Here is a 20,560-nt window from a genome sequence, read left to right on the forward strand (position 1 = left end):
AGCAAACATAAAAGGGCTGTCATTGGTATTACCGGATGTTGATAAGGTTTGAGGTGATATAGTGAAGTTTTCAATTAGAAGCATCAAACATGAAATAATCGCTCCTGGAAAAAAGCTGCAAGAAGATATTGAATCAGGAGGGGTGGTATTTGTTGAAGTATTAGGGACATTGGATGTAAGGTGGAGAAAAAAATACGAGCGGATTCAAACAGGTCAATTTCTTATGGGGAGAAAGTTTGCGTTATACAATTGTGGATCTGAACTTGCGGTAACACGAGGGGTTGAGATTCAAGCAGATTCTCTTCCGGTACTAAATGAACCGGTTTTCTTTCAAGCAAGTGAATATAAATATAAAGAACTTCTCAAATTATCAAATTCATTTAATCAAATAACGGATGGGAAGGAACTTTATAATAAAGTTGCAGAAGTAATGCCTTCCTTATTATTAAAGATGAATCAAAAGTGTGAACTTACAAGATCCACCGATAACAAAGAGTTGTTTGGAAAAATTGATAGCCGATTGATTTTAATTAATAGATACATTAGAAGTAATTATAGTCAACCGATCACCCTGCAATTACTCGCAGATATGATACAGTGTAACCCGATCTATTTAAGTAATACTTACTCAAAGGTATTTCGTATTTCTCCTATGAGGTTTTTACAAAACTTAAGAATGAATAAAGCGATTGCATTGTTAATTAGTGCAGATATTTCAATAAATGAAATTTCAAAAAGCATCGGATATATATCTTGTTCACAATTCACTGAGGTTTTCAAAAGATATTTTAATTCAACACCATCTCAATACAGAAAAGAATATCATTTAAAAAAATTGATCGATAAAATTAATTGAGGTGAAAGAAATGAGCAAAGAAGAAATTGAGATAAAAATCAAAACTAAGCTCAAGGAACTTTTAGAACTTCATGAGAGAGACATTCATTTAGAGGACGATTTGGGTTCCATGGGACTTGATTCAATGAAATCAGTTCAATTAATTGTTGAACTGGAAGAGATTTTTGATATCGCATTTGATGATGAAGAACTGATGTTCGAAAATTTCTCTACGATCCAAAAGATGACCGATCGTATTCAGGATAAAATGGTGGTAGGGTCATGATTATTAATCCCCAAAACGTAATTCCAACAAACTATCAAAAAAAATATTGGTACTATAACATAAACCAAGAACAGGTTTGGAATGAGGCTTCAGTGTTCCCGTCCGTACAAGATACGCAGCAGTTGGAGTTAATTAAGCAGATGGAACAGCAGATGTTGTTTATTGCAAATGACGAGGATACTTTATTATTTCGCCATCATCCCGATGATGGTTTTTTAAATTATTTAATTGAAGAAGGAGTTAGCTTGCCTCAAATTATTGCAGTTAGTGACATGGGTAACATATTGGGAGATGCTTCACATTCGTTATTAATTCCATATATTGTGACCCAGGAATTAGCTGAACAATTTTCCGGAGACTCCGATCTTAAAGTTTTTGGAGCTGATTATGAGCTGGTAAAAAAAATAAATAGTAAATTTTATACAAGAAAGTTTGCAGAGGAAAATGGATTTCAAGTTACAAAAGGTTATTTTTGCACAAGCTCTTCTGAATTGAGAGAGGCTTACGCTACATTAAGAGAACTAGGTTTTGAGAAATGTGTTTTTAAAATACCATATGGATCATCTGGAAAAGGATTAAGAATAATTGATAATGAAAACTCCTTTAATTTACTGTTAAAGTTTATTGAACGAAGAAGCAAAAGTTTCACTTTATTAATTGAAGGCTGGTATCCGGTGCAACAAAGTATGAATTGCCAATTATGGATTGATGATAATGGCCCTCAAATACTGGCGATCACTGAACAGAAGATCGATCAGGAGGCGGTATATTTAGGTACTGATTTCACTCCTAATCATACTGCTGATGCGCGCAAAGCATATGAAACAGAGATGATTCGTTTAGGCCAGATACTCTTGAAAAGAGGATACAAGGGAATATGTGGGATAGACTCTATATTGGGCGACAATGGAGTTCTGTATCCGATTATTGAGATAAATGCAAGATTTACACAAGTGACGTATGTGCTTCCTCTAGTTTCAAGACTACAACATACATATAAATATATTTTCAGCAGGTTTATTCGTATTGAAACGGAAGAAATAAGGGATTTTAACTCGATTCTACAAACCTTAAAAGAAAAAATCATGCCGGATGATTCAAATGGTTTTTTAGTGTATACGTTTGCCCGACACCCTGTTAGTAAAGAATCTAAAGTGATCTATCGTATATTTGTATTATTTTACGGAAACGAATTCAACAAAATACACAGAATGGCGGATTCCTTCATGGATCAGACGGGAAAGTGGTGAGAGAGCCCATTAAAGCCCGAGCCTGTCATAGAGTTTGATTTTCGAGGGATTAAGTTAAAAAGGGGAATTCTATGTCTATTTACCGCTGGGTTCTATCATATTTAAAACCTTATTGGAAAAAAATGATTTTTTTCATTGGGTGTGGACTGGTCATTACCTTAGTAGAGTTGTCATTTACTAAATACATACAGTATTTTGTAGACACTATAGTTCCGGGCAAGATGGTAGAAACGTTTGTATGGAGCCTCGTTTTTCTGGGGGCACTTGTGGTTCTAATGTTGCTTTCTCAAGCGTGGAGCAACATATTGTCGCGTGAAATTGTAGAGAACGCCTCAAAGGATTTAATGTTGGGGATGTTTCGTCAGCTCCGCAAATTGGGTTTTGCTTTTTTTGAGGAGCGGCCTGTTGGCGAAACGATAGGTTTATTTCATACAGAATTGGCGGCAGCCCATCGTATTTACCGAAATTATACGCCGGAACTAGTGCGGTATTCGATTTCGCTCTTTATTATGCTAGCATTTGTGATCAGCTTGTCGTGGAGACTCAGCGTTTGGATTTTGCCTTTTTTCCTCATGTATTATTTGATCGGTCCCTATTTCGAAAAAAAGGCTACAATCTGGAGCAAAGAAGCGAATAAGGAACGGCAATTGGCTAATAAGCAAACTTACGACACAATTGCGGGACTGCATGAAGTGCGCGCATTTGGAGCCAGTAAATGGAGTATTGGCAGGCTGATTCACCAATATTTAGTATTGCATACTACCCAGCTGAAACGGAATTTTTATGCTTATTCGCGCGGAACAGTAAGAAGAATCACAATTGGATTAGGGGCTGTGGCCATTTTTGCCAATGGCATTTGGCTAGTGAAACATAATCTTCTTACAGTTGGGGAATTTGTAGCCTATTCCATATTGTATTTTCAAGTCATAAGTGTATTAACTGTTGTGGTTACCTTAACAACGGAGCAGCGTCTATTGTTGCAGCAACTGGATACCGTTTATCAATTTATGCATAAAAAACCGGCAGTGCAAGAGACGGATCAGTCTCATCATCATTCCGACTTAAAAGGCGAGTTTGAATTTAAAAACGTAAGTTTCGGTTATCATGCTCAACCTAATGTCGTTCAAAACTTTTCATTGAAAATCAAGCAGGGAGAAAAGGTTGCGCTTGTAGGCACGAGCGGCGGCGGCAAGTCAACCCTTTTAAAACTGCTTTGTAGATTTTACGATCCCGACGAGGGCGAGATATGTTTGGATAATATTCCGCTTCATAAATATTCATTTGCACAGCTACGTTCAGGAATCGGATATGTTTTCCAAGAAACATATTTATTTGGAGGAACGGTTCGCGAAAATATATTGTTCGGAAATCCTGAAGCATCAGAAGACGATGTAATCGCTGCGGCCACAGCTGCGTATGCACATGAATTTATTTTACAGCTTTCGGATGGATACGACACTGTAGTTGGAGAACGGGGCGTTATGTTATCAGGAGGGCAAAAACAAAGAATTGCCATTGCACGAATGTTTATTAAAAACCCGGCTATCGTATTGTTGGACGAGGCTACCAGCGCTTTGGATAATATAAGTGAAAGCGAAGTGCAAAAGGCGCTTGATTCCTTGCTCGCCGGTAGAACAACGATAGCGGTGGCACATCGGTTATCTACCGTCAAAGATTTCAATAGAATTGTATTTATTCATGAAGGTTCTAACGTTGAGCAAGGAAGTTACGAGGAACTGATGGCAAGTCGAAAAGCGTTTTATCGACTGGTTCAGGGGAGTGGGATGGAGGCAACTCATGAGTAACTTTAAATGGTTGTTGGTGATGGTTTCCTGGGTACGATGGGGCATATTTGTAGGATTGTTTCTTTTTACGATAAAAATTGTAGCCCAAATTGCGATGACAGGTGTGCAGAAGTGGATTATTGATGATATTTTTATAGCTGGAAATTATAATCGGGCTGTTTTATATCTCTCTATATTCACGGTATGTTTAATTGTCTACAACTCCTTCCATGCTATTGCTGCAAAATATTTGGACGACAGCTCTTTTCAATTATTCCGCAAGTTAACCGATCAGCTTATGCAGAAGCTCCATAAATGGCCGACAAACGCCTTGCAGAAGGAGCGTACAGGAAAATTAGTCAATCATTTTTCGGGGGATGTTGAGGTCGTTTCGGCTATTATTCCAGGTTTTATACCTCTGGGTATTCAGCATGCAGTCAGCTTAGTTGTAATAGGCGGATTTATAGGGTGGATCAGCCCGATTATTCTAATTTCAATTATTGTTATAAGTATCCTATATATATGGTTAGCCCTGTATTTTGGCCCTAAAGTTCAGAAGGCGGCTATGGAGGTCCGGGAACGAGGTTCTGATTTGCAAGTACATATTGAAGAAGGGGTTTCTTCTACCCGGGAAGTGATTGCATTTCATCGTTTGGAGTGGGAAGAAAAAAAGTTTGCAACCTTCTATAAAAAGTACTTTCAGGCGGTTATGCGGGAAGGGAAATTACTCAATAAACAATTATTGTTTAGCGATCCGCTTCGTTGGTTTGTAACATTATCTACTTTATGTATTGGCGGTTTGCTCGTTATAAACAACTCTATGTCACTTGGATCATTTGTCGTACTCTTTCAATTTGCGGTACAATTGATGGTTGCCGCTCAAGGTTTATTTAACTTTGCTTTGCAAATATCGGGTAGGATGGCCTCAGTTGAGCGGCTAAAAAGAGTTCTGGAACATGAGACGTGGGAGGAAGGAAATGAACAGCTGCAACAGCCGATTCAAGCGATTTCACTGAATCATGTAGGATTTAAATATGCGGAAGATTCGCCTTTGGTGCTTAAGGATTTATCCATTCGTATACCTATGGGCCAAAAAATTGCCTTTGTAGGGTCAAGCGGCGGCGGGAAATCGACGATCGCTCAATTATTGGCGCGTTTTTATCAGCCGCAATATGGTGAAATTTTAATAGATGGCACGCCGCTTCAAGATATTCGCCGCCAGGACTGGTCCGATCGCGTAAATATCGTATTTCAGGAGCCTTATTTTTTCCCGGATTCCATCAGAATGAATTTGTTAATGGGAAGGGAGCATTTGAGCGAGGCGCAGATTTATGCAGCCTGCGAAACTGCGCAAATCAAGTCATTAATTGATAGTTTGCCTAATGGACTGGACACTGAAATCGGGGAAAGAGGAGTTACTTTGTCAGGCGGACAGCGGCAGAGGCTTGCTATCGCTCGCGCATTGTTGGGAACACCGGAAATTCTGATTCTGGACGAGGCGACTAGTGCTTTGGATTTGGAAACGGAAAGAAAGCTCCAGCTTGCGGTAGATGAGGCGCGAGAAGGATTAACTACGATTGTGATTGCGCATCGCCTAACGACGATACAAAATGCGGATATTATTTATGTTTTGAATGAAGGAACGGTTGTGGAAGCTGGCAAGCATGACGAAATTCTCTCAAAAGGCGGGTTGTATGCAGCTCTATTTGAGAAAGAAAGAAGTGTTGCAGAAGTATTTTCGTAGTTACTAGCCTCCTCTACCGTATGGTGTTTTATATTATTACTAAGCACAGGGTTCGTTAGCGCATTTGTCTAACGAACCTTTGTGCGTCTGATCACAAGAATAATTTTCGATGTAAGAACAGGATTAAAGTACTTTATTTTTCTGAGTGCCTAAATACAACCATTTTTAACCTATAAGCAAACCCTCACTTTAAATTCAAAACTTCTTATAGAGGGAAAGCGACGGATTTCGTTGACCATATATGTAAGTCTGTGGTAGGTTTAGAGCAGAAAATAAAATCATAGTGCTATACTTGGGATTAGCCTGAAAATGAACGAACGTGAACCATGAATTGATGATGAATGAGATTTGATGCGAGGTGGATGTTGTTGCAACTGAAGGTGACGAACAGTCCGTTTACGGAAGAGCAGGCCGAACTGCTTAACAAGCTCCTGCCGACGTTGACGGAGGCGCAAACACAATGGCTCGGCGGTTTTTTGACATTTTATCGGGCGGGTGCGGCATCGGCCGAAACCGCAGCTAGCGCGCAACTCATTGCGCCAGCATTGGAGCAAGCGGCGCAAGCAGTGCAAGCTGTTGCAAGCGTACTGGCAGCTCCGCGCGAAGCGACGATTTTGTTCGGTTCGCAGACGGGGAACTCGCAGCGTCTGGCCGGCAAGCTGGCGGATAAGCTGAAGGGGCAAGGTTTTGAAGTGACTCTGTCTGCCATGAGTACCTACAAAACGAACGGTCTGAAGAAGACGGCGCATTTGTTTATCGTGGCAAGCACGCATGGGGAAGGCGATCCGCCGGATAATGCTCTGACATTCCACGAATTCCTATATTCCAAGCGCGCGCCGAAGCTGGACGGACTGAAGTTCTCCGTGCTGGCACTAGGCGATACATCGTATGAATTCTTCTGCAAAACGGGCATTGATTTTGACGAGCGCCTGGCCGAGCTTGGCGCAGAACGTCTGACCGCTCGCGTCGATTGCGACCTCGACTTTGAAGCGCCTGCTTCCGAGTGGATGGCAAGCGTCATCGGCGCGCTTGACGCTGCAACCGGAACGGGAGCTGCGGCAGCAACAACTGGGGCTCTGGCTGTAGCCTCTGCAACAGCATCAGCAGAATCCGAGTATTCGCGATCCAATCCGTTCAAGTCTGAGGTGCTGACGACCATTAACCTGAATGGACGCGGCTCGGACCGGGAGACACGCCATCTGGAGCTGTCGCTGGAAGGCTCAGGCCTCTCTTATGAGCCGGGCGATTGCGTAGGCATCTACCCGGAAAATGATCCGGCTCTTGTCGATGCGATTATTGCAGCGATGAACTGGTCACCTTCCGAGGTTGTCGTGCCAGCGAAAGACGGCGACGAAGGCACTCTTCGTTCCGCGCTTCTTCGCCAGTTCGAGATTACGGTGCTGACGAAGCCGCTGCTGGAGAAGGCTGCAGCTTTTACGGACAATGGACAATTAGCCGAGCTGCTTGCTCCCGAGAAAAAAGCGGAGCTGAAAGCTTATACGAACGGACGCGACTTGCTCGATCTGCTCCAGGATTTCGGTCCTTGGAGGCTGACAGCCGCGAATTTAGTTTCCATCCTTCGCAAAATGCCGCCGCGTCTCTATTCCATCGCGAGCAGCAACAAAGCGAATGAAGACGAAGTGCATCTGACGATTCGCAAGGTGGAATACGAATCTCATGGGCGCGCTCGCGGAGGCGTATGCTCCGTGCAGGTGTCGGAGCGTCTGGCAGAAGGCGATTCGCTGCCGATCTTTATTCAGCACAACCCGAACTTCAAGCTTCCTGTTAATCCAGAGACTCCTATTATTATGGTCGGTCCGGGTACGGGCGTCGCTCCTTTCCGCGCATTTATGGAAGAGAGAGAAGAGCTTGGCTCGGAAGGCAAGACATGGCTGTTCTATGGCGATCGCCATTTCGTGACGGACTTCCTGTATCAGACTGACTGGCAGCGCATGCTGAATGACGGCGTGCTGACGAAGCTGGATGTGGCGTTCTCCCGCGACTCCAAGGAGAAAGTGTACGTACAGCACCGGATGCTGCAGCAGGCGGCAGAGCTGTACGCTTGGCTGCAAGAAGGCGCACATGTGTATGTGTGCGGCGATGAGAAGCATATGGCGCATGATGTGCATAACGCGCTTCTGACCATTCTTGAGCAGCAAGGCGGACTGGACGCCGAGGCGGCGAAAGCCTATCTGGCCGAATTGCAGGCGCAGCAGCGCTACCAACGTGACGTATATTAATCGAATCGATAGAGCTAGCGCGTGCGCTTGAAGCGCAACGGTGAAAGGAGCCTGCAGCAATGACAAAGGGACATAAAGTAGAGCCGGTCGGCGGACCGCCGAGCGACGTTGAACATTTGAAGAAGGAAAGCAACTATTTGCGCGGTTCACTTGTGGAATCGCTGCAAAACCGGATTACAGGCGGGCTTTCCGAACTGGATAACCGCCTGCTGAAATTCCACGGCAGCTACATGCAGGATGACCGCGATGTGCGCAATGAGCGCCAGAAGCAGAAGCTGGAGCCTTCGTTCCAATTCATGCTTCGTGTCGTAACACCGGGCGGCGTCTCGACGCCGGAGCAATGGCTCGTCATTGACGAGCTTGCCGAGAAGTACGGCAGCGGCAGTATCAAACTGACGACCAGACAAGCATTCCAGCTTCATGGCGTATTGAAGTGGAACCTGAAGGATACGATCAAAAGCATTAACGATACGCTGCTGACGACACTTGCCGCATGCGGCGACGTCAACCGCAACGTCATGTGCAACCCGAACCCGGAGCAATCCCAGGTGCATTCCGACGTTTTCTACTGGGCGCAGCAGATAACGACGCATCTGGCGCCTCGCACACCGGCTTACCATGAGATTTGGCTCGAAGGCGAGAAGCTGATTGACAGCACGGAGCTGCTGAAGGTGGAAGGAGCAGACCCGGTAGAGCCAATCTACGGGCCGGTCTATCTGCCGCGTAAGTTCAAGATCGGCATCGCAGTGCCGCCTTCCAACGACGTAGACGTCTATTCGCAGGATTTGGGCTATATCGCCATCGTCGAGAAGGGCAAGCTTGTTGGATTCAACGTTACGGTCGGCGGCGGCATGGGCATGACGCATGGCGACACCAATACGTATCCGCAGCTTGGCCGCGTGATCGGCTTTATCAGGCCGGAGCAAGTCAATGATATCGCGGAGAAGACGGTGACGATCCAGCGCGATTATGGCAACCGTTCCGTTCGGAAATACGCACGCTTCAAATATACGATCGACCGCCACGGTCTGGACTGGTTCGTAGCGGAGCTGCACGAGCGTCTCGGCTGGGAGCTGGAACCGGCTCGTCCGTTCCACTTTGAGAACAGTGGCGACCGCTATGGCTGGCAGAAGGACAAGAATGGCCGCTGGAATCTGACGCTGTATGTCCAGAGCGGACGTATCGCCGATCAAGAGGGCTATCAGCTCAAGACGGGACTTCGCGAGATTGCGAAAATCCATACGGGCGACTTCCGTCTGACGGCGAACCAGAACCTGATGATTGCAGGCATCACTACAGCGAAGAAAGCCAAAATTATGGAGCTGCTTGGTCAACATGGCATTACGGATGGCGGACATCATTCCGCGATTCGCCGCAGCTCCCTATCTTGCGTAGCTTTCCCTACGTGTGGACTGGCGATGGCGGAGGCCGAGCGCTACCTGCCGACTCTGGTTGATAAGCTGGAGCCGATTCTGGAAGAGGTCGGCCTGCGTGACAACGAGATCAACATCCGTATGACCGGCTGCCCGAACGGCTGCGCGCGTCCTGCGCTTGGCGAGATTGCTTTCATCGGCAAGTCGCCAGGCAAATACAATATGTACATGGGCGCCGGCTTCTCAGGTGACCGCCTTAGCAAGCTGTACCGCGAGAATGTGGACGAGAACGAAATTCTTGATACGCTGAAGCCGATTCTTCATCGCTATGCGGCGGAGCGTGATCATAACGAGCATTTCGGCGATTTCGTTATTCGCACGGGTTATGTGAAGCCTGTTCTCTCCGGTACGGATTTTCATAGCTAATGTAACGAATGCACAGCATAAGCACAGGACGAGGCAAGCTTCTCTCTTGTGCTTTTTTGTTCGCTCTTATAGTCGGATGCGGGGAGCCATGATATAACTGAGAGTAGGCATACATGATGCTGCAGAGGAGTTAACAGGTTGAACGGATTTCATTCCCGTTCGGAGACAGAACGGTTAGTTATACGGCCACTGGCCAAACAGGATTACAGCAATTGGCTTCACGCATTTGAAGCGCGACATCCTTCCCAATCCAAGCATGACCAGGGGAGGAGGGATATGAGCGAATGTACGGAGGGATGGTTCGAGCGGCTCGTGGACAGGCACCAGGAGCTGGCGCTGGATGACAAAGCGTACATCTTCGGGCTATTTCGTAAAGCGGACGGTGCGCACCTGGGCATGATCGATTTTTCGACATTGGCGCGGGACGAATTTCAATGGGGGAGAATCGGATATTCTATTCACAATCAATATTGGCGGAAGGGGTATGGAAGAGAAGCTGTAATCGAAGCAATCCATCTCGCGTTCAGCGACTTGAACTTTCACCGCATTGAGGCTCATATTAACCTGGACAATGAACTGTCCGTCAAGCTGGCGGAGAGTGCCGGCATGCAATTGGAATGCACCAGGAAAGCGTTCCTGTACGAACACGGCGAGTGGGCAGATCATCTGATCTACTACCAGAACGCGTTATTCTAATAAAGCCATCGCAGAAGCCTTCAGACCGCATACACGCGCTTGCCTGAAGCCATCAGCGTTTTCAAAATTGTGCGTTTTCGCCCGCTCTGCTCTATAGTGGAAGAGTCCTTGATATGATATTGTTTGGTGAGATAGCATGCCAATCTAATATGTTGAAAAAGGTGGTTTTAAAAATATGGCTTCCAAAAAAGGAACCAAGCCGGGCGGATCGCGTTATTTTGTGGTGTATACGGCTGTCATTATTGTTGTTGTCGTTGCGTTGTTTGTCATCAACCAGCAGACCAAGAGCGGAGACGCCAATGAATCGATCGGCAGTGCACCTTCGATTGTAGCACAGCCTGTGATGGGCGATGCCGCAGCCAAGGTGTCCATTGTGGAGTTCGGCGATTACAAATGTCCGACATGCAAAGCTTGGGGAGAGATCATCTGGCCGCAGTTGAAAGCCGATTATATCGACACAGGCAAAGCAACATTCTCCTACATCAACGTATTGTTCCATGGCGAAGAGTCCAAGCTGGGCGCACTTGCAAGTGAGTCGATGCTGAAGCTGCACCCGGATCAATTCTGGGATTTCCACAAGAAGCTATTTGACGCACAGCCGGGCGCAGACCATGACAGCCTGTGGCTGACAGAGGAGAAGGTGATGGAGACAGCCAAAGCGGCTGTACCGGATCTGGATGAAGAAGCGTTGAAAGCAACGATGGCAACGGAGGAAGCGGCGCAGCTTGTTGCGCTTGACGAAATTCTTGTGAAGCAGTTCGGAGTAAGAGCGACACCGACCATTATGGTCAATGATGTGAAACTTTCAAATCCTCTCGATTACGAGGCGATTAAGGCCGTTATCGAGCAACAGCTGAAATAGGAGGTCAATCATGGAGCTGATGAGACGCAACGTCTTATATTTTGCTTGGCTGGTTGCCGTTGTGGCGACGCTGGGCAGCCTGTACTTCAGTGAGATTAGAGGATTTATCCCTTGCGAGCTTTGCTGGTATCAGCGTATCTTGATGTATCCGTTAAGCTTGCTGCTGGGCATCGCCGCTTTTTATGACGAGCATTCCATTAAGAAGTATGTGCTGCCGCTGTCCATCCTGGGCATGCTGGTCTCTTCCTTCCACTACATGGAGCAGAAGATTCCGGGCTTTGCGGCTATCAAGCCGTGCACGCAAGGGGTTCCTTGCAGCGCGCAATATATTAACTGGTTTGGATTCGTTACAATTCCGTTCCTCGCACTGATCGCATTCACGCTTATTACAGTGCTGCTGATCGTATTTAGAAAGAAGTAAGAAGGGGGCGCTCTGCATGACCGGCAGCTTGCTGCTCATCGAAGACGATCCGTCTATTAGCGAGATGGTCGTCGACTATCTATCCAAAGAAGGCTACCACGTGACGACCGTTAATGATGGCGGCTCCGCGCTGCAGGCGTTCGATGGAGGGAGCTACGATCTGGTGCTGCTGGATTTGATGCTGCCGAATGTGAACGGTCTTGATCTGCTGCAGCGCATCCGTGAGCGAAGCAAAGTGCCGATTCTAATCATCTCTGCAAAGGATGGTGAAGTGGATAAGGCACTTGGTCTGCGGTTCGGCGCAGATGATTATATTGCAAAGCCTTTCTCTCTGCTGGAGCTGGCAGCTAGAGTAAGCGCGTCGATTCGCAGAGCGACACAATATGTGTCGGCGCCCGATTCCGTCCCGACTGCTGAAGAGGCAGGCCAGGCGCTGCTGGTGTGCGGCGATCTATGTATCGACCCGGATAACTTCACAGTGACGAAGCGGGGCGAGGATGTGAAGCTGACAGCCAAGGAATTTCAGATCTTGAAGCTGTTCGTCCAGCATCCGACACGTGTCTATACGAAAGCACTGCTTTATCAGTTGGTCTGGAATGATGACTATTACGGCGACGAGAACGTGATTAACGTCCATATGAGACGGCTGCGGGAGAAGATTGAAGACGATCCCTCAACCCCTCGTTACATCCGTACGCTGTGGGGAATCGGATACCGATTGGGGGAAGTCTAGATGCTGTGGCTGGCGCTTGGCCTTGCGCTTTTATTCGCCATCTTGTATATCCGTGAGCGCTCTAAAAACCGGGAAACCCGGAATCATCTTCGTTATATCCAGTCGAAGCTGGACGAGATTGCCGCTCGTCCGGCTTCTTCTGTAGAACGAGTGCAGGTCATGACGGAGCTGAGCGAGCTGCGGGAGCTGCTGCGCGCCATCAATGATTTGCTGGATCGCGCCCGCCAATCCGCCTACGATTATGCGATGACGGAGCAAGCGATGCGCCGCATGCTGTCTAATGTATCGCATGATTTGAAGACGCCGCTTACGGTCGTTCTTGGATATGCCGAGATGCTGGATCGAAGCCCGAATCTGGAGCCGGAGGAGCGGCGGCGCCTGCTCGGCCAGATTTACAAGAAGACGCAGGAGGTGCTTGCGCTTATGAATGCGTTTTTTGATCTGGCCAAGCTTGAGGCGAACGATTCGGAGATGGAAATGGCGGTGCTCGATATTGGGGAGCTGGCCCGCCACCGTATCTTGGCTTATTACGATCTGCTCGCTTCCGAGGGCTATGAGGTCGATATTGATATTAGGGAAGAGCCGCTTCAGGTATACGCGAATGAAGAGGCTCTGAGGCGTATTCTGGACAATCTGCTCTCGAATGCTGTCCGCTATGGAGCGATCGGCAAATATTTGGGGCTGTCCATCAAGCGGCGGGACGAGCAGATCGTCATTGAGGTCGCGGATCGGGGACCCGGTATACCTTCGCGCGAGCAGAAACGAATATTCGAGCGGCTGTATACGCTGGAGGATTCACGGAATAAGAACGTACAGGGGAGCGGTCTTGGCCTTACGATTACGAAGCGCTTGATTGAGCGAATCGGCGGCAGCATAGCGGTTCAGAGCGTACCGGATATCCGCACAAGCTTTACCGTAACGCTGAAGGCGGCAGAACACCTAGCGGCAGCAAGAGCGGGAAGTAAGAAATAAGTAAGATTTCAGACAGAAAAAAGTGAGAGTCCCGCGATAAGATTAGCTCATAACGAAAACAAGCGGGAGAGTGAACACATGGCGGAATTAATCCGAACGAGGCTGCTAAGCAAAACATACGGCATGGCAGACGTCGTTACAAATGTCAGTATGAAAGTTCGCAGAGGGGAAATTTACGGTTTCCTTGGGCCGAATGGAGCGGGCAAGTCCACGCTAATGAAGATGCTGCTGAATCTGGTCAAGCCGACGGGAGGCGAAATTGAGCTGTTCGGCGAGCGGCTACTGCCGGGTACGATTGAGCCGCTTAAGCGGATCGGCCATATGATTGAGGCGCCGGTCTTTTACGAGAAGCTGACCGCGGAGCAGAATCTTGAGCTGCACTGTGAATATATGGGCTATCACCGCCCAGGAGCCATCAAGGAAGCCTTGGAGCTGGTTCAACTGCGCGGCATCGAGGGCAAGCCGGTCAAGCAATTTTCGCTTGGCATGAGACAGAGGCTCGGCATTGCCAGAGCGATCTGTACCCGCCCGGAGCTGTTGCTGCTGGACGAACCGATCAACGGCTTGGACCCCGAAGGTATTCAGGAGACGCGTTCGCTGTTCAGAAGACTATGCGATGAATACGGCATGACGCTCCTGATCTCGAGCCATATGCTTGCGGAGATTGAACAAATTGCGGATACAATCGGCGTATTGGATCGCGGACGCCTGCTGGAGGAAGTGTCCATGGAGAGTATCCGTAAATCCAAGACCGATTACGTGGAAATTTCAACGACAGATGTGAAGCTGTGCGCCTTTGTGCTGGATGACCGTTTGGGCATTCGCAATTACAAGATTGTAGGCAACACGGCGGTACGCATCTACGAGATGTCGACTACGCAGGAGGAGCTGTTCAAGGGACTAATCTTGAACGATGTTCCGGTGACCGCCATCAATCGGCGCCATCACTCGCTGGAAGAGTATTTCTTGGAATTGACACGAGGAGGTGGCGGACATGATGCAATTAATTAAGCTGGAGTTTAAGAAAGGCAGGATGACGGGATATCTATGGGGATCGCTCATTACGTATGGTGTGATTCTCGGGTTCCTGCTCCTCATCTATATGGTAGAGGGTCCTACACAACAAGAGCCTATCTTCCAAAGCAATGCAGAGATGCTTGGCCTGATTGACACGCTTATACGTGCTACGTTTATTATTTATGCATCGGTTCTGTTGTCCAAACTCGTGATCGGAGAATTCCAGAACAAGACGATGGCTCTTCTATTCGCCTATCCGGTGAGCCGCAAGAAGCTGCTGACGGCCAAGCTGTCGATGGTATTTGTATGGACCTTGGCTAACGTTATCATTGCGAATTTTCTTATCGGCACGATATTTCTGACGGTCAATGCCAACTTGGGCTATGTGCCGGATACGATTACGTCTGAGCTGCTGATCAATCATGGGATTTCTATCATAACCAATGCGATAGCAGCAGCAGGCATGAGCTTGCTTCCTTTGACGATCGGGATGAGGAAGAAGTCCGTTCCGTCTACGATCGTGACAGCCGTGCTGCTTGTTATGGTCGTATGCTCCAACAATATGGGCTTCAGCCTTGGCTCGATCATTGCAATACCGCTGTCGCTGGGGGCGCTGGGTATCCTGCTAACGCTTCTGAGCATCCGGAATATCGATCGGGTCGACGTCGCTTAGACGCAATGGTGTTCATTCGTCATGGCCGATGGCCGCGGCGTGAAGTAGAAAGGCGACCTCTTATGAGGTCGTCTTTTGTTATGCTTTCTGACTATCGTCGTACTCAGCGCAATTGCGATACCACGGATAATTATCTTTCAATTCACACCATTCAAAATATTAGATTGACATCCAAAAATAGTGGCTTGTATAATCTGTATATCAGATGTACATTAACTAATTTAATATTTTGATTATCACAAATAATGTACATTAGATGGAAATCAAATGCGGGATGAGGAGGTTGTATATGCCTAATATCGGGATTACCGGAATTATTCTCGTTGGGATTTTGGCGTTGCTGCTATTTGGACCGAAGAAGCTTCCTGAACTGGGGAAAGCTGTGGGGACAACGATTCGCGAATTTCGAAGCGGTACAAGAGCGCTCGTGGCGGAGGATGAGCCAGGGAAGTCAGTAGAACAAGCCGAAGAAAAGAAAAAAGAATCTTAACTGTGAAATTCTGCAATCTAACTGATTGAATGGAGGAATCTTCGTGAATCAGAAAGACATCAATAATCTCGCTGGGGATATGCCATTAGCCGAGATGGAAGCGGGCAATTCGGTTGAACGCAAGGAAGAAGGAGTAATCAGCCGAAGGAAGATGCTTCAAGCGATAGGCATCGGCAGTGTCATGCTTGCAGGCAGCGCTTTATTTCCCAAGCTGGCCTTCGCCGATAGCGAAGTGCAGAGCAAGGATGATCAGAAGATCGACAAGGGCGCTCCGTCCAGCATGCTCCAAGTGGCCAATGTACAAGCTCTCTCATCCATACCCAAAGGCCAATTGAAAGAAGGCACGCTTGTTTATGTAAGCGGATACTATTCGGCTGGCGACGGAGGCAGTCAAGTTGTTCGTTGGTCGCAAAGCAGCACGGCGCAGGCTAACGGGGGAACCGTGCATCAATCTTCGGGCATGAGCGGCGGCCGCTGGCTGACGATTCATAACGGAGTGGCGGACTTCCGCTGGTTTGGCATATTCGGGCCGAGCCAGAATGCCGATGGCGCGCTGGATGCGATGGTGAACGATCCTTCCATTCATCGGATTGAAGCGCATACCGACTTGAACTTTGCCCGAAGGCATGTCTTCCATCGCAGCCATATTGAGCTGGACTTTGGGGGTCATACGGTCACCACCGAGGGAATAGAGCTCAATACGAGAGACAATCCGTTTGGCGCGGTGCTGTTTTTCCAGGGCACGCAGGCGGGCGGCAGCCAGTCGGTTGCGATTAGTGCCACAATTCCGGAGGGCAGCGATGTGCTGGAGGTATCGAATGCTTCCGCGTTCCAGGTCGACGATTGGTGGATTGCTAGAATCAGCAATAATTCCGGCGGCGGCGCGCAGCGCGAGCTGGATTATTTGGTCAAAGTGACGGAGATTCTCTCTTCCAAAAGCATTCGTGTCAATTATAAGCTGGGCTGGCCGCTCGCGGCAGGCAGAACGATTACCTATACGAAGATGAATCCGGTCTTTCATTGCCATGTACGCAACATGCAGTTTGTCGGAGTGCCTGTGCCTCACAATCCATCGGCTAGCGTACGTCCATTCGAGACATGGGATCAGATTGGGTCCAATCCCGTAGCTTACGAATTTGCAGTAGAGTGCAATGTGTCGGGCATTCGTGCGACCAAAGTGTTTTGGCCGGTTATCCAGCGCCGTTATTGCTCCCACTACATAACTGAGCAATGCGAGCTGATCAACCCGGAGGAGCGGGACTGGGGCGGCACGGGGTATTTGACCCAGCAGCTTAATGTGCTCTACGGGCATGTCCGGGATTGCAATACGAGCAACGCCCGCCACTTGAATGACTTCACATGCGCGGCTTACAGCATGGTGGAGAATTGCCATGGAGACGGCGACGACTACGGTCCGTTCGTGACGCACGGCCAGTATGAGCATGATTTGGTCTACATCGGGAATTCGGGCCTGCTCTCGTTCGCGAACAGCGGCACGACATGGGGAGACAGCGCCAAGCGGATTACGGTGAAAAAGCATATTGCCACGCGCATCGTCGCCAACAAACGGCTGACAGATCTGACCTTGGAGGATTGTTACGCGATCGTGAAGGAGGGACTCGCCAACTCGGGCTCAATCTGGGCTAACGTCGATGGGCTGCATATGCGCGGCTGTACGGCGGAAAATATGATTACGCTTTCAAAAGGCTCATCCCTCTCCAAGCGAAAAAACATCATCGACAGCAGCTCCTTCGGCATGCTGAACGGCTACGAGATTGCTCGGCCGATTCGGGCGAATACCGTCGGCTACACGCCAATTAACGGCGACCTGCATATATCGAACTGCGAATTTTTCAATGTAGAGGACGTCAATATCGGCAGTCTGAACAAGCTGACGCTGATCAACACCTGGTTCAAGGGCGCTTCGCCGACGACCGGCAAGGTCCGGGTAGGCACCAAGGAAATCGTCATTCAAGGCGGCGGCTTCATCAATTGCGGCTTCGTACTGACCGGAGCTTGGGACAAGACGACAAGCGGCAACGCGGCGCAAAGTGTCACCTTGGGCGGCGGGGCTCATTTCAGCGGCACCAACGGGGAAAAAGCTTTTTTCAAAAGCACTGAATCGGGCAACGCCGTTACCTTCAACATCGGTCAGATCGTCAGCGCAGCTGCCGATGCGGATACCGCCCACTTTCATATCGAGGGCACGGGCAACCGGCTTCATTCGATCGGCGCGCACTTCAAGGGCGGCAAATATGCAGCGGACGACGGCGGCTTCGGAGCGGGCAACTTCTTCTGCCTCATCTCCTGCGTGGAGGAGGGCGTAGACCGCACGTCTCTGCCGGCGGAGGAAGGCGACACCATCAAGCATGGCGCTGCTTATAATATGATTTTTTAGCGGACTAATAGATTCATATTCGTGACGGGTTATGGCGCAGTTCCTTTACAGGGGCTGCGCTTTTTGCATGACGGTTGGATTCCTCGCAACGAGCCCCTTCGATGTGCGAAGCTTTGCTGCTTGACGCAGTCTGACTTCCTTTCTGTTTTAGAATAACCGTCATCCGCAGATTAAAAGAGCAAGATTCCGTAGTTTATTTCTCTCTGTTCTATGCTACAACTAGATATAAGAGAAGGCGTGAGGGAAGCGGAGGAGTACTTTTGAACCCTATAGTTATGGAACTGCAGGTGCCGAAGGCGTTCAGTTTTGAGAAAAACATTGCTTATTTGCAGAGATCGGCGAATGAATGCATGTATCGGATCGAGGATGGATTTGTCTATAAAGCGATAGCGCATGGTGAAGATAAGGCCGTGATGAAGGTTGGTCCGTCTCCTGGCGGTGGACTAAGGTTGGAGTTAATAGGAGTTCCTGCAAGTGTGGAGGCTCGTGATAGGCTTATAGCTGCTGCACAGATATATGTGAGGGAATGGTTTGACCTGGACCGGGATTTGTCTCCGTTTTATGAGCTTGCGTCAGGCGATAGGCTCTTGCAGGAGCCAGTTGAGCAATTCCATGGCCTAAGACTGATGGGCATACCGGATTTGTTCGAGGCGCTGTGCTGGGGAATTATCGGACAGCAGATTAACTTGGCTTTTGCTTATACGCTGAAGAGAAGGCTTGTTGAGTCCTACGGCGAGTCGGTGGAAGCCGAAGGCGTCTCGCATTGGCTCTTCCCTAAGCCGGAGCTGATCGCCTCGCTGTCGGTGTCCGATCTGGAGCCGCTGCGCATGACGGTGAAGAAATGCGAGTATTTGATTGGAGCTGCCGAAGCTGTCACTTCAGGCGCGCTGAGCAAGGAGCGGCTCCTTGCCGCAGGCAGCTTGAAGGAAGCGGAGAAGCTGCTGACCGGCATGCGGGGGATCGGGCCGTGGACAGCCCATTATGCGATCATGCGTTGCCTGAGGCTGCCGGATGCGTTCCCCATCGACGATGTTGGCTTGCATAATGCGATCAAGCTGCAGCTTGGCATGGACCGGAAGCCGACCAAGCCGGAGCTGGTTGCTTTGTCCGAAGGCTGGCGCGGCTGGGAAGCATATGCCACGTTTTATTTGTGGCGGTTGTTGTACTAATGGGAAGGTGCGCGGGCTTGTTTTAACTGCTAACTCAGCGCTTAAGCATCCAATTAGATTGTTTTGTAACTATGATGGAGCATCGAAGGACGCGCAGCATGCAGGGCTGCCAACATGTCAGGTGATAGAAGGCGAAGAAACATTGACTACCGTACACATAAACCTAAACCTAAACCTCAATCAGCCGTCGGCTGAAACGATAATCTTCACACCATACTGACGATTTGACGGCCATCCCCATTGGATGGCCGTTTGTTATTGGGCGGGGCTATAGCTCTCTCACCTGCTTATAATATTGCCCCGGCGCTACGCCCGTGAACTGCTTGAACACTTTGCTGAAGTAGTAGGGGTCCTCAAGTCCTGTCAAATATCCGATTTCCCCAAAGCTCATATGTGTCGCCTGAATAAGCTCCTGCGCATGCTGGATGCGCACCTTGTTAACGTACCTTGTAATGGTGTAGCCCGTCGTCTCCTTGAAAATCCGGTTCAAATAATCGTAATTGGATTCGAACTCTCTCTCAATCATGGCGCTGCCGATTTTCTCCGTGTAATGCTGGTGGATATAGTCAAGGAGGGCATGGACTTTGGCTACGGCTTTGGAGCCTTTGCCGCCCTCATGCCGCAGCTTGTGCAGGAAGTAGTCCCGTGACAGCTCGATAAGCAGCTCAGAGAAGCGCAGCGCGGTTAATCCGCGGTTGTAATGCTTGCGTCTATAGAGAATAAGCAGCTCATTAAGAGCATGCATCATTTGGCTGAAGCTGTTTTTGTCCGAGAGCGAATGCAGCTTGGGAAAGTAGTAAGTCGTTTCCTCCTCCGTATCGACTTGTTCCTCCAAAAAAATGCTTTTAGCAAGCTCAACAGGATTCAGGTCCTCAGCGGATGACAAGCCCGGGTGCTTGAAGTGAAAGTAATAATAGTCGCATGTAGCCTTTTTGGTGCCCTCGTGATCAAGTCCAGGCTCTAGCAGCAGCGAGTCCCCGCGCTTCAACACGTAGTCGCGGCCATTCTCCCTCATATGAAGTTCGCCGTTTTTAACGATATACAGAATATGCTCGTCGGTATTGCGGTCGAAATGAATCCATGGCGCAGTATAGGAAACGAAGCCCATCAGCATGATTTTGGGGACTTTGTCGACGTTCATTTTTAACATACAGGTTCACACCCTCTATTTGGAAAAGTCGGTATTGTACA

18 protein-coding genes are annotated in these 20,560 nt (G+C 48.5%); 17 read left to right on the forward strand and 1 reads right to left on the reverse strand.

Annotation, left to right across the window (positions count from 1 at the left end; translation table 11 throughout):
- Window positions 1-61: 61 nt before the first annotated feature.
- From AC0YNW_RS17385 to AC0YNW_RS17465, 17 genes are all read left to right on the forward strand, one after another.
- Window positions 62-856 (forward strand): helix-turn-helix domain-containing protein, encoded by a 795-nt coding sequence (locus AC0YNW_RS17385; RefSeq protein ID WP_475833000.1) that lies wholly within the window; start codon window positions 62-64, stop codon window positions 854-856.
- A gap of 10 nt (window positions 857-866) precedes the next feature.
- Entirely contained in the window at window positions 867-1,121 is a 255-nt protein-coding gene (locus AC0YNW_RS17390) for an acyl carrier protein (protein ID WP_475833001.1), read from the forward strand.
- Complete coding sequence (locus tag AC0YNW_RS17395; RefSeq protein ID WP_475833002.1) at window positions 1,118-2,371, forward strand: ATP-grasp domain-containing protein; 1,254 nt, start codon at window positions 1,118-1,120, stop codon at window positions 2,369-2,371. Before AC0YNW_RS17390 ends, AC0YNW_RS17395 begins: the two co-directional genes overlap by 4 nt.
- Before the next feature lie 71 nt (window positions 2,372-2,442).
- The gene (locus AC0YNW_RS17400; protein WP_475833003.1) at window positions 2,443-4,176 is read left to right on the forward strand and encodes an ABC transporter ATP-binding protein; all 1,734 of its coding nucleotides are present in this window, start codon (window positions 2,443-2,445) and stop codon (window positions 4,174-4,176) included.
- Window positions 4,169-5,899: an ABC transporter ATP-binding protein gene (locus AC0YNW_RS17405; protein WP_475833004.1), complete on the forward strand. Its 1,731-nt coding sequence runs from the start codon at window positions 4,169-4,171 to the stop codon at window positions 5,897-5,899. The genes AC0YNW_RS17400 and AC0YNW_RS17405 overlap by 8 nt, the downstream gene beginning before the upstream one ends.
- 368 nt (window positions 5,900-6,267) lie before the next feature.
- Window positions 6,268-8,139 carry an assimilatory sulfite reductase (NADPH) flavoprotein subunit gene (locus AC0YNW_RS17410; protein WP_475833169.1) on the forward strand — a complete coding sequence of 624 codons (1,872 nt, stop codon included), beginning with the start codon at window positions 6,268-6,270 and terminating at the stop codon, window positions 8,137-8,139.
- A 59-nt stretch (window positions 8,140-8,198) separates the two neighbouring features.
- Window positions 8,199-9,938, forward strand: a complete 1,740-nt coding sequence (cysI, locus tag AC0YNW_RS17415; protein WP_475833005.1) for an assimilatory sulfite reductase (NADPH) hemoprotein subunit — start codon at window positions 8,199-8,201, stop codon at window positions 9,936-9,938.
- Between the two features lie 138 nt (window positions 9,939-10,076).
- The gene (locus AC0YNW_RS17420) at window positions 10,077-10,634 is read left to right on the forward strand and encodes a GNAT family N-acetyltransferase (protein WP_475833006.1); all 558 of its coding nucleotides are present in this window, start codon (window positions 10,077-10,079) and stop codon (window positions 10,632-10,634) included.
- Between the two features lie 175 nt (window positions 10,635-10,809).
- Window positions 10,810-11,496, forward strand: coding sequence for a DsbA family protein (locus tag AC0YNW_RS17425; RefSeq protein WP_475833007.1), 687 nt, complete (start codon window positions 10,810-10,812; stop codon window positions 11,494-11,496).
- 10 nt (window positions 11,497-11,506) lie between these two features.
- Window positions 11,507-11,917, forward strand: a complete 411-nt coding sequence (locus AC0YNW_RS17430) for a disulfide oxidoreductase (RefSeq protein ID WP_475833008.1) — start codon at window positions 11,507-11,509, stop codon at window positions 11,915-11,917.
- A gap of 16 nt (window positions 11,918-11,933) precedes the next feature.
- Window positions 11,934-12,650, forward strand: a complete 717-nt coding sequence (locus AC0YNW_RS17435) for a response regulator transcription factor (RefSeq protein ID WP_475833009.1) — start codon at window positions 11,934-11,936, stop codon at window positions 12,648-12,650.
- Window positions 12,651-13,622, forward strand: coding sequence for a sensor histidine kinase (locus AC0YNW_RS17440; RefSeq protein WP_475833010.1), 972 nt, complete (start codon window positions 12,651-12,653; stop codon window positions 13,620-13,622).
- Between the two features lie 78 nt (window positions 13,623-13,700).
- Window positions 13,701-14,633, forward strand: a complete 933-nt coding sequence (locus AC0YNW_RS17445) for an ATP-binding cassette domain-containing protein (protein ID WP_475833011.1) — start codon at window positions 13,701-13,703, stop codon at window positions 14,631-14,633.
- Window positions 14,617-15,312, forward strand: a complete 696-nt coding sequence (locus AC0YNW_RS17450; RefSeq protein ID WP_475833012.1) for an ABC transporter permease — start codon at window positions 14,617-14,619, stop codon at window positions 15,310-15,312. Before AC0YNW_RS17445 ends, AC0YNW_RS17450 begins: the two co-directional genes overlap by 17 nt.
- A 289-nt stretch (window positions 15,313-15,601) precedes the next feature.
- Window positions 15,602-15,802, forward strand: a complete 201-nt coding sequence (locus AC0YNW_RS17455; RefSeq protein WP_475833013.1) for a twin-arginine translocase TatA/TatE family subunit — start codon at window positions 15,602-15,604, stop codon at window positions 15,800-15,802.
- 43 nt (window positions 15,803-15,845) lie between these two features.
- Complete coding sequence (locus AC0YNW_RS17460) at window positions 15,846-18,200, forward strand: hypothetical protein (protein ID WP_475833014.1); 2,355 nt, start codon at window positions 15,846-15,848, stop codon at window positions 18,198-18,200.
- A gap of 275 nt (window positions 18,201-18,475) precedes the next feature.
- The gene (locus AC0YNW_RS17465; protein ID WP_475833170.1) at window positions 18,476-19,369 is read left to right on the forward strand and encodes a DNA-3-methyladenine glycosylase family protein; all 894 of its coding nucleotides are present in this window, start codon (window positions 18,476-18,478) and stop codon (window positions 19,367-19,369) included.
- A 268-nt stretch (window positions 19,370-19,637) separates the two neighbouring features.
- Here AC0YNW_RS17465 and AC0YNW_RS17470 read toward each other — a convergent pair whose 3' ends face one another.
- Entirely contained in the window at window positions 19,638-20,519 is an 882-nt protein-coding gene (locus AC0YNW_RS17470; RefSeq protein ID WP_387471285.1) for a helix-turn-helix domain-containing protein, read from the reverse strand.
- Window positions 20,520-20,560: the final 41 nt, after the last annotated feature.

This window comes from Paenibacillus sp. J31R120 (genome assembly GCF_056269225.1).

What these genes read in the sequence shown, in the direction of transcription:
- AC0YNW_RS17425 (WP_475833007.1), top strand. Translation starts at nt 10,810, where the DNA reads ATGGCTTCCAAAAAAGGAACCAAGCCGGGCGGATCGCGTTATTTTGTG.
- AC0YNW_RS17390 (WP_475833001.1), top strand. Translation starts at nt 867, where the DNA reads ATGAGCAAAGAAGAAATTGAGATAAAAATCAAAACTAAGCTCAAGGAA.
- AC0YNW_RS17400 (WP_475833003.1), top strand. Translation starts at nt 2,443, where the DNA reads ATGTCTATTTACCGCTGGGTTCTATCATATTTAAAACCTTATTGGAAA.
- AC0YNW_RS17430 (WP_475833008.1), top strand. Translation starts at nt 11,507, where the DNA reads ATGGAGCTGATGAGACGCAACGTCTTATATTTTGCTTGGCTGGTTGCC.
- AC0YNW_RS17435 (WP_475833009.1), top strand. Translation starts at nt 11,934, where the DNA reads ATGACCGGCAGCTTGCTGCTCATCGAAGACGATCCGTCTATTAGCGAG.
- AC0YNW_RS17455 (WP_475833013.1), top strand. Translation starts at nt 15,602, where the DNA reads ATGCCTAATATCGGGATTACCGGAATTATTCTCGTTGGGATTTTGGCG.
- AC0YNW_RS17465 (WP_475833170.1), top strand. Translation starts at nt 18,476, where the DNA reads ATGGAACTGCAGGTGCCGAAGGCGTTCAGTTTTGAGAAAAACATTGCT.
- cysI (WP_475833005.1), top strand. Translation starts at nt 8,199, where the DNA reads ATGACAAAGGGACATAAAGTAGAGCCGGTCGGCGGACCGCCGAGCGAC.
- AC0YNW_RS17450 (WP_475833012.1), top strand. Translation starts at nt 14,617, where the DNA reads ATGATGCAATTAATTAAGCTGGAGTTTAAGAAAGGCAGGATGACGGGA.
- AC0YNW_RS17445 (WP_475833011.1), top strand. Translation starts at nt 13,701, where the DNA reads ATGGCGGAATTAATCCGAACGAGGCTGCTAAGCAAAACATACGGCATG.
- AC0YNW_RS17395 (WP_475833002.1), top strand. Translation starts at nt 1,118, where the DNA reads ATGATTATTAATCCCCAAAACGTAATTCCAACAAACTATCAAAAAAAA.
- AC0YNW_RS17405 (WP_475833004.1), top strand. Translation starts at nt 4,169, where the DNA reads ATGAGTAACTTTAAATGGTTGTTGGTGATGGTTTCCTGGGTACGATGG.
- AC0YNW_RS17440 (WP_475833010.1), top strand. Translation starts at nt 12,651, where the DNA reads ATGCTGTGGCTGGCGCTTGGCCTTGCGCTTTTATTCGCCATCTTGTAT.
- AC0YNW_RS17470 (WP_387471285.1), bottom strand. Translation starts at nt 20,519, where the DNA reads ATGTTAAAAATGAACGTCGACAAAGTCCCCAAAATCATGCTGATGGGC.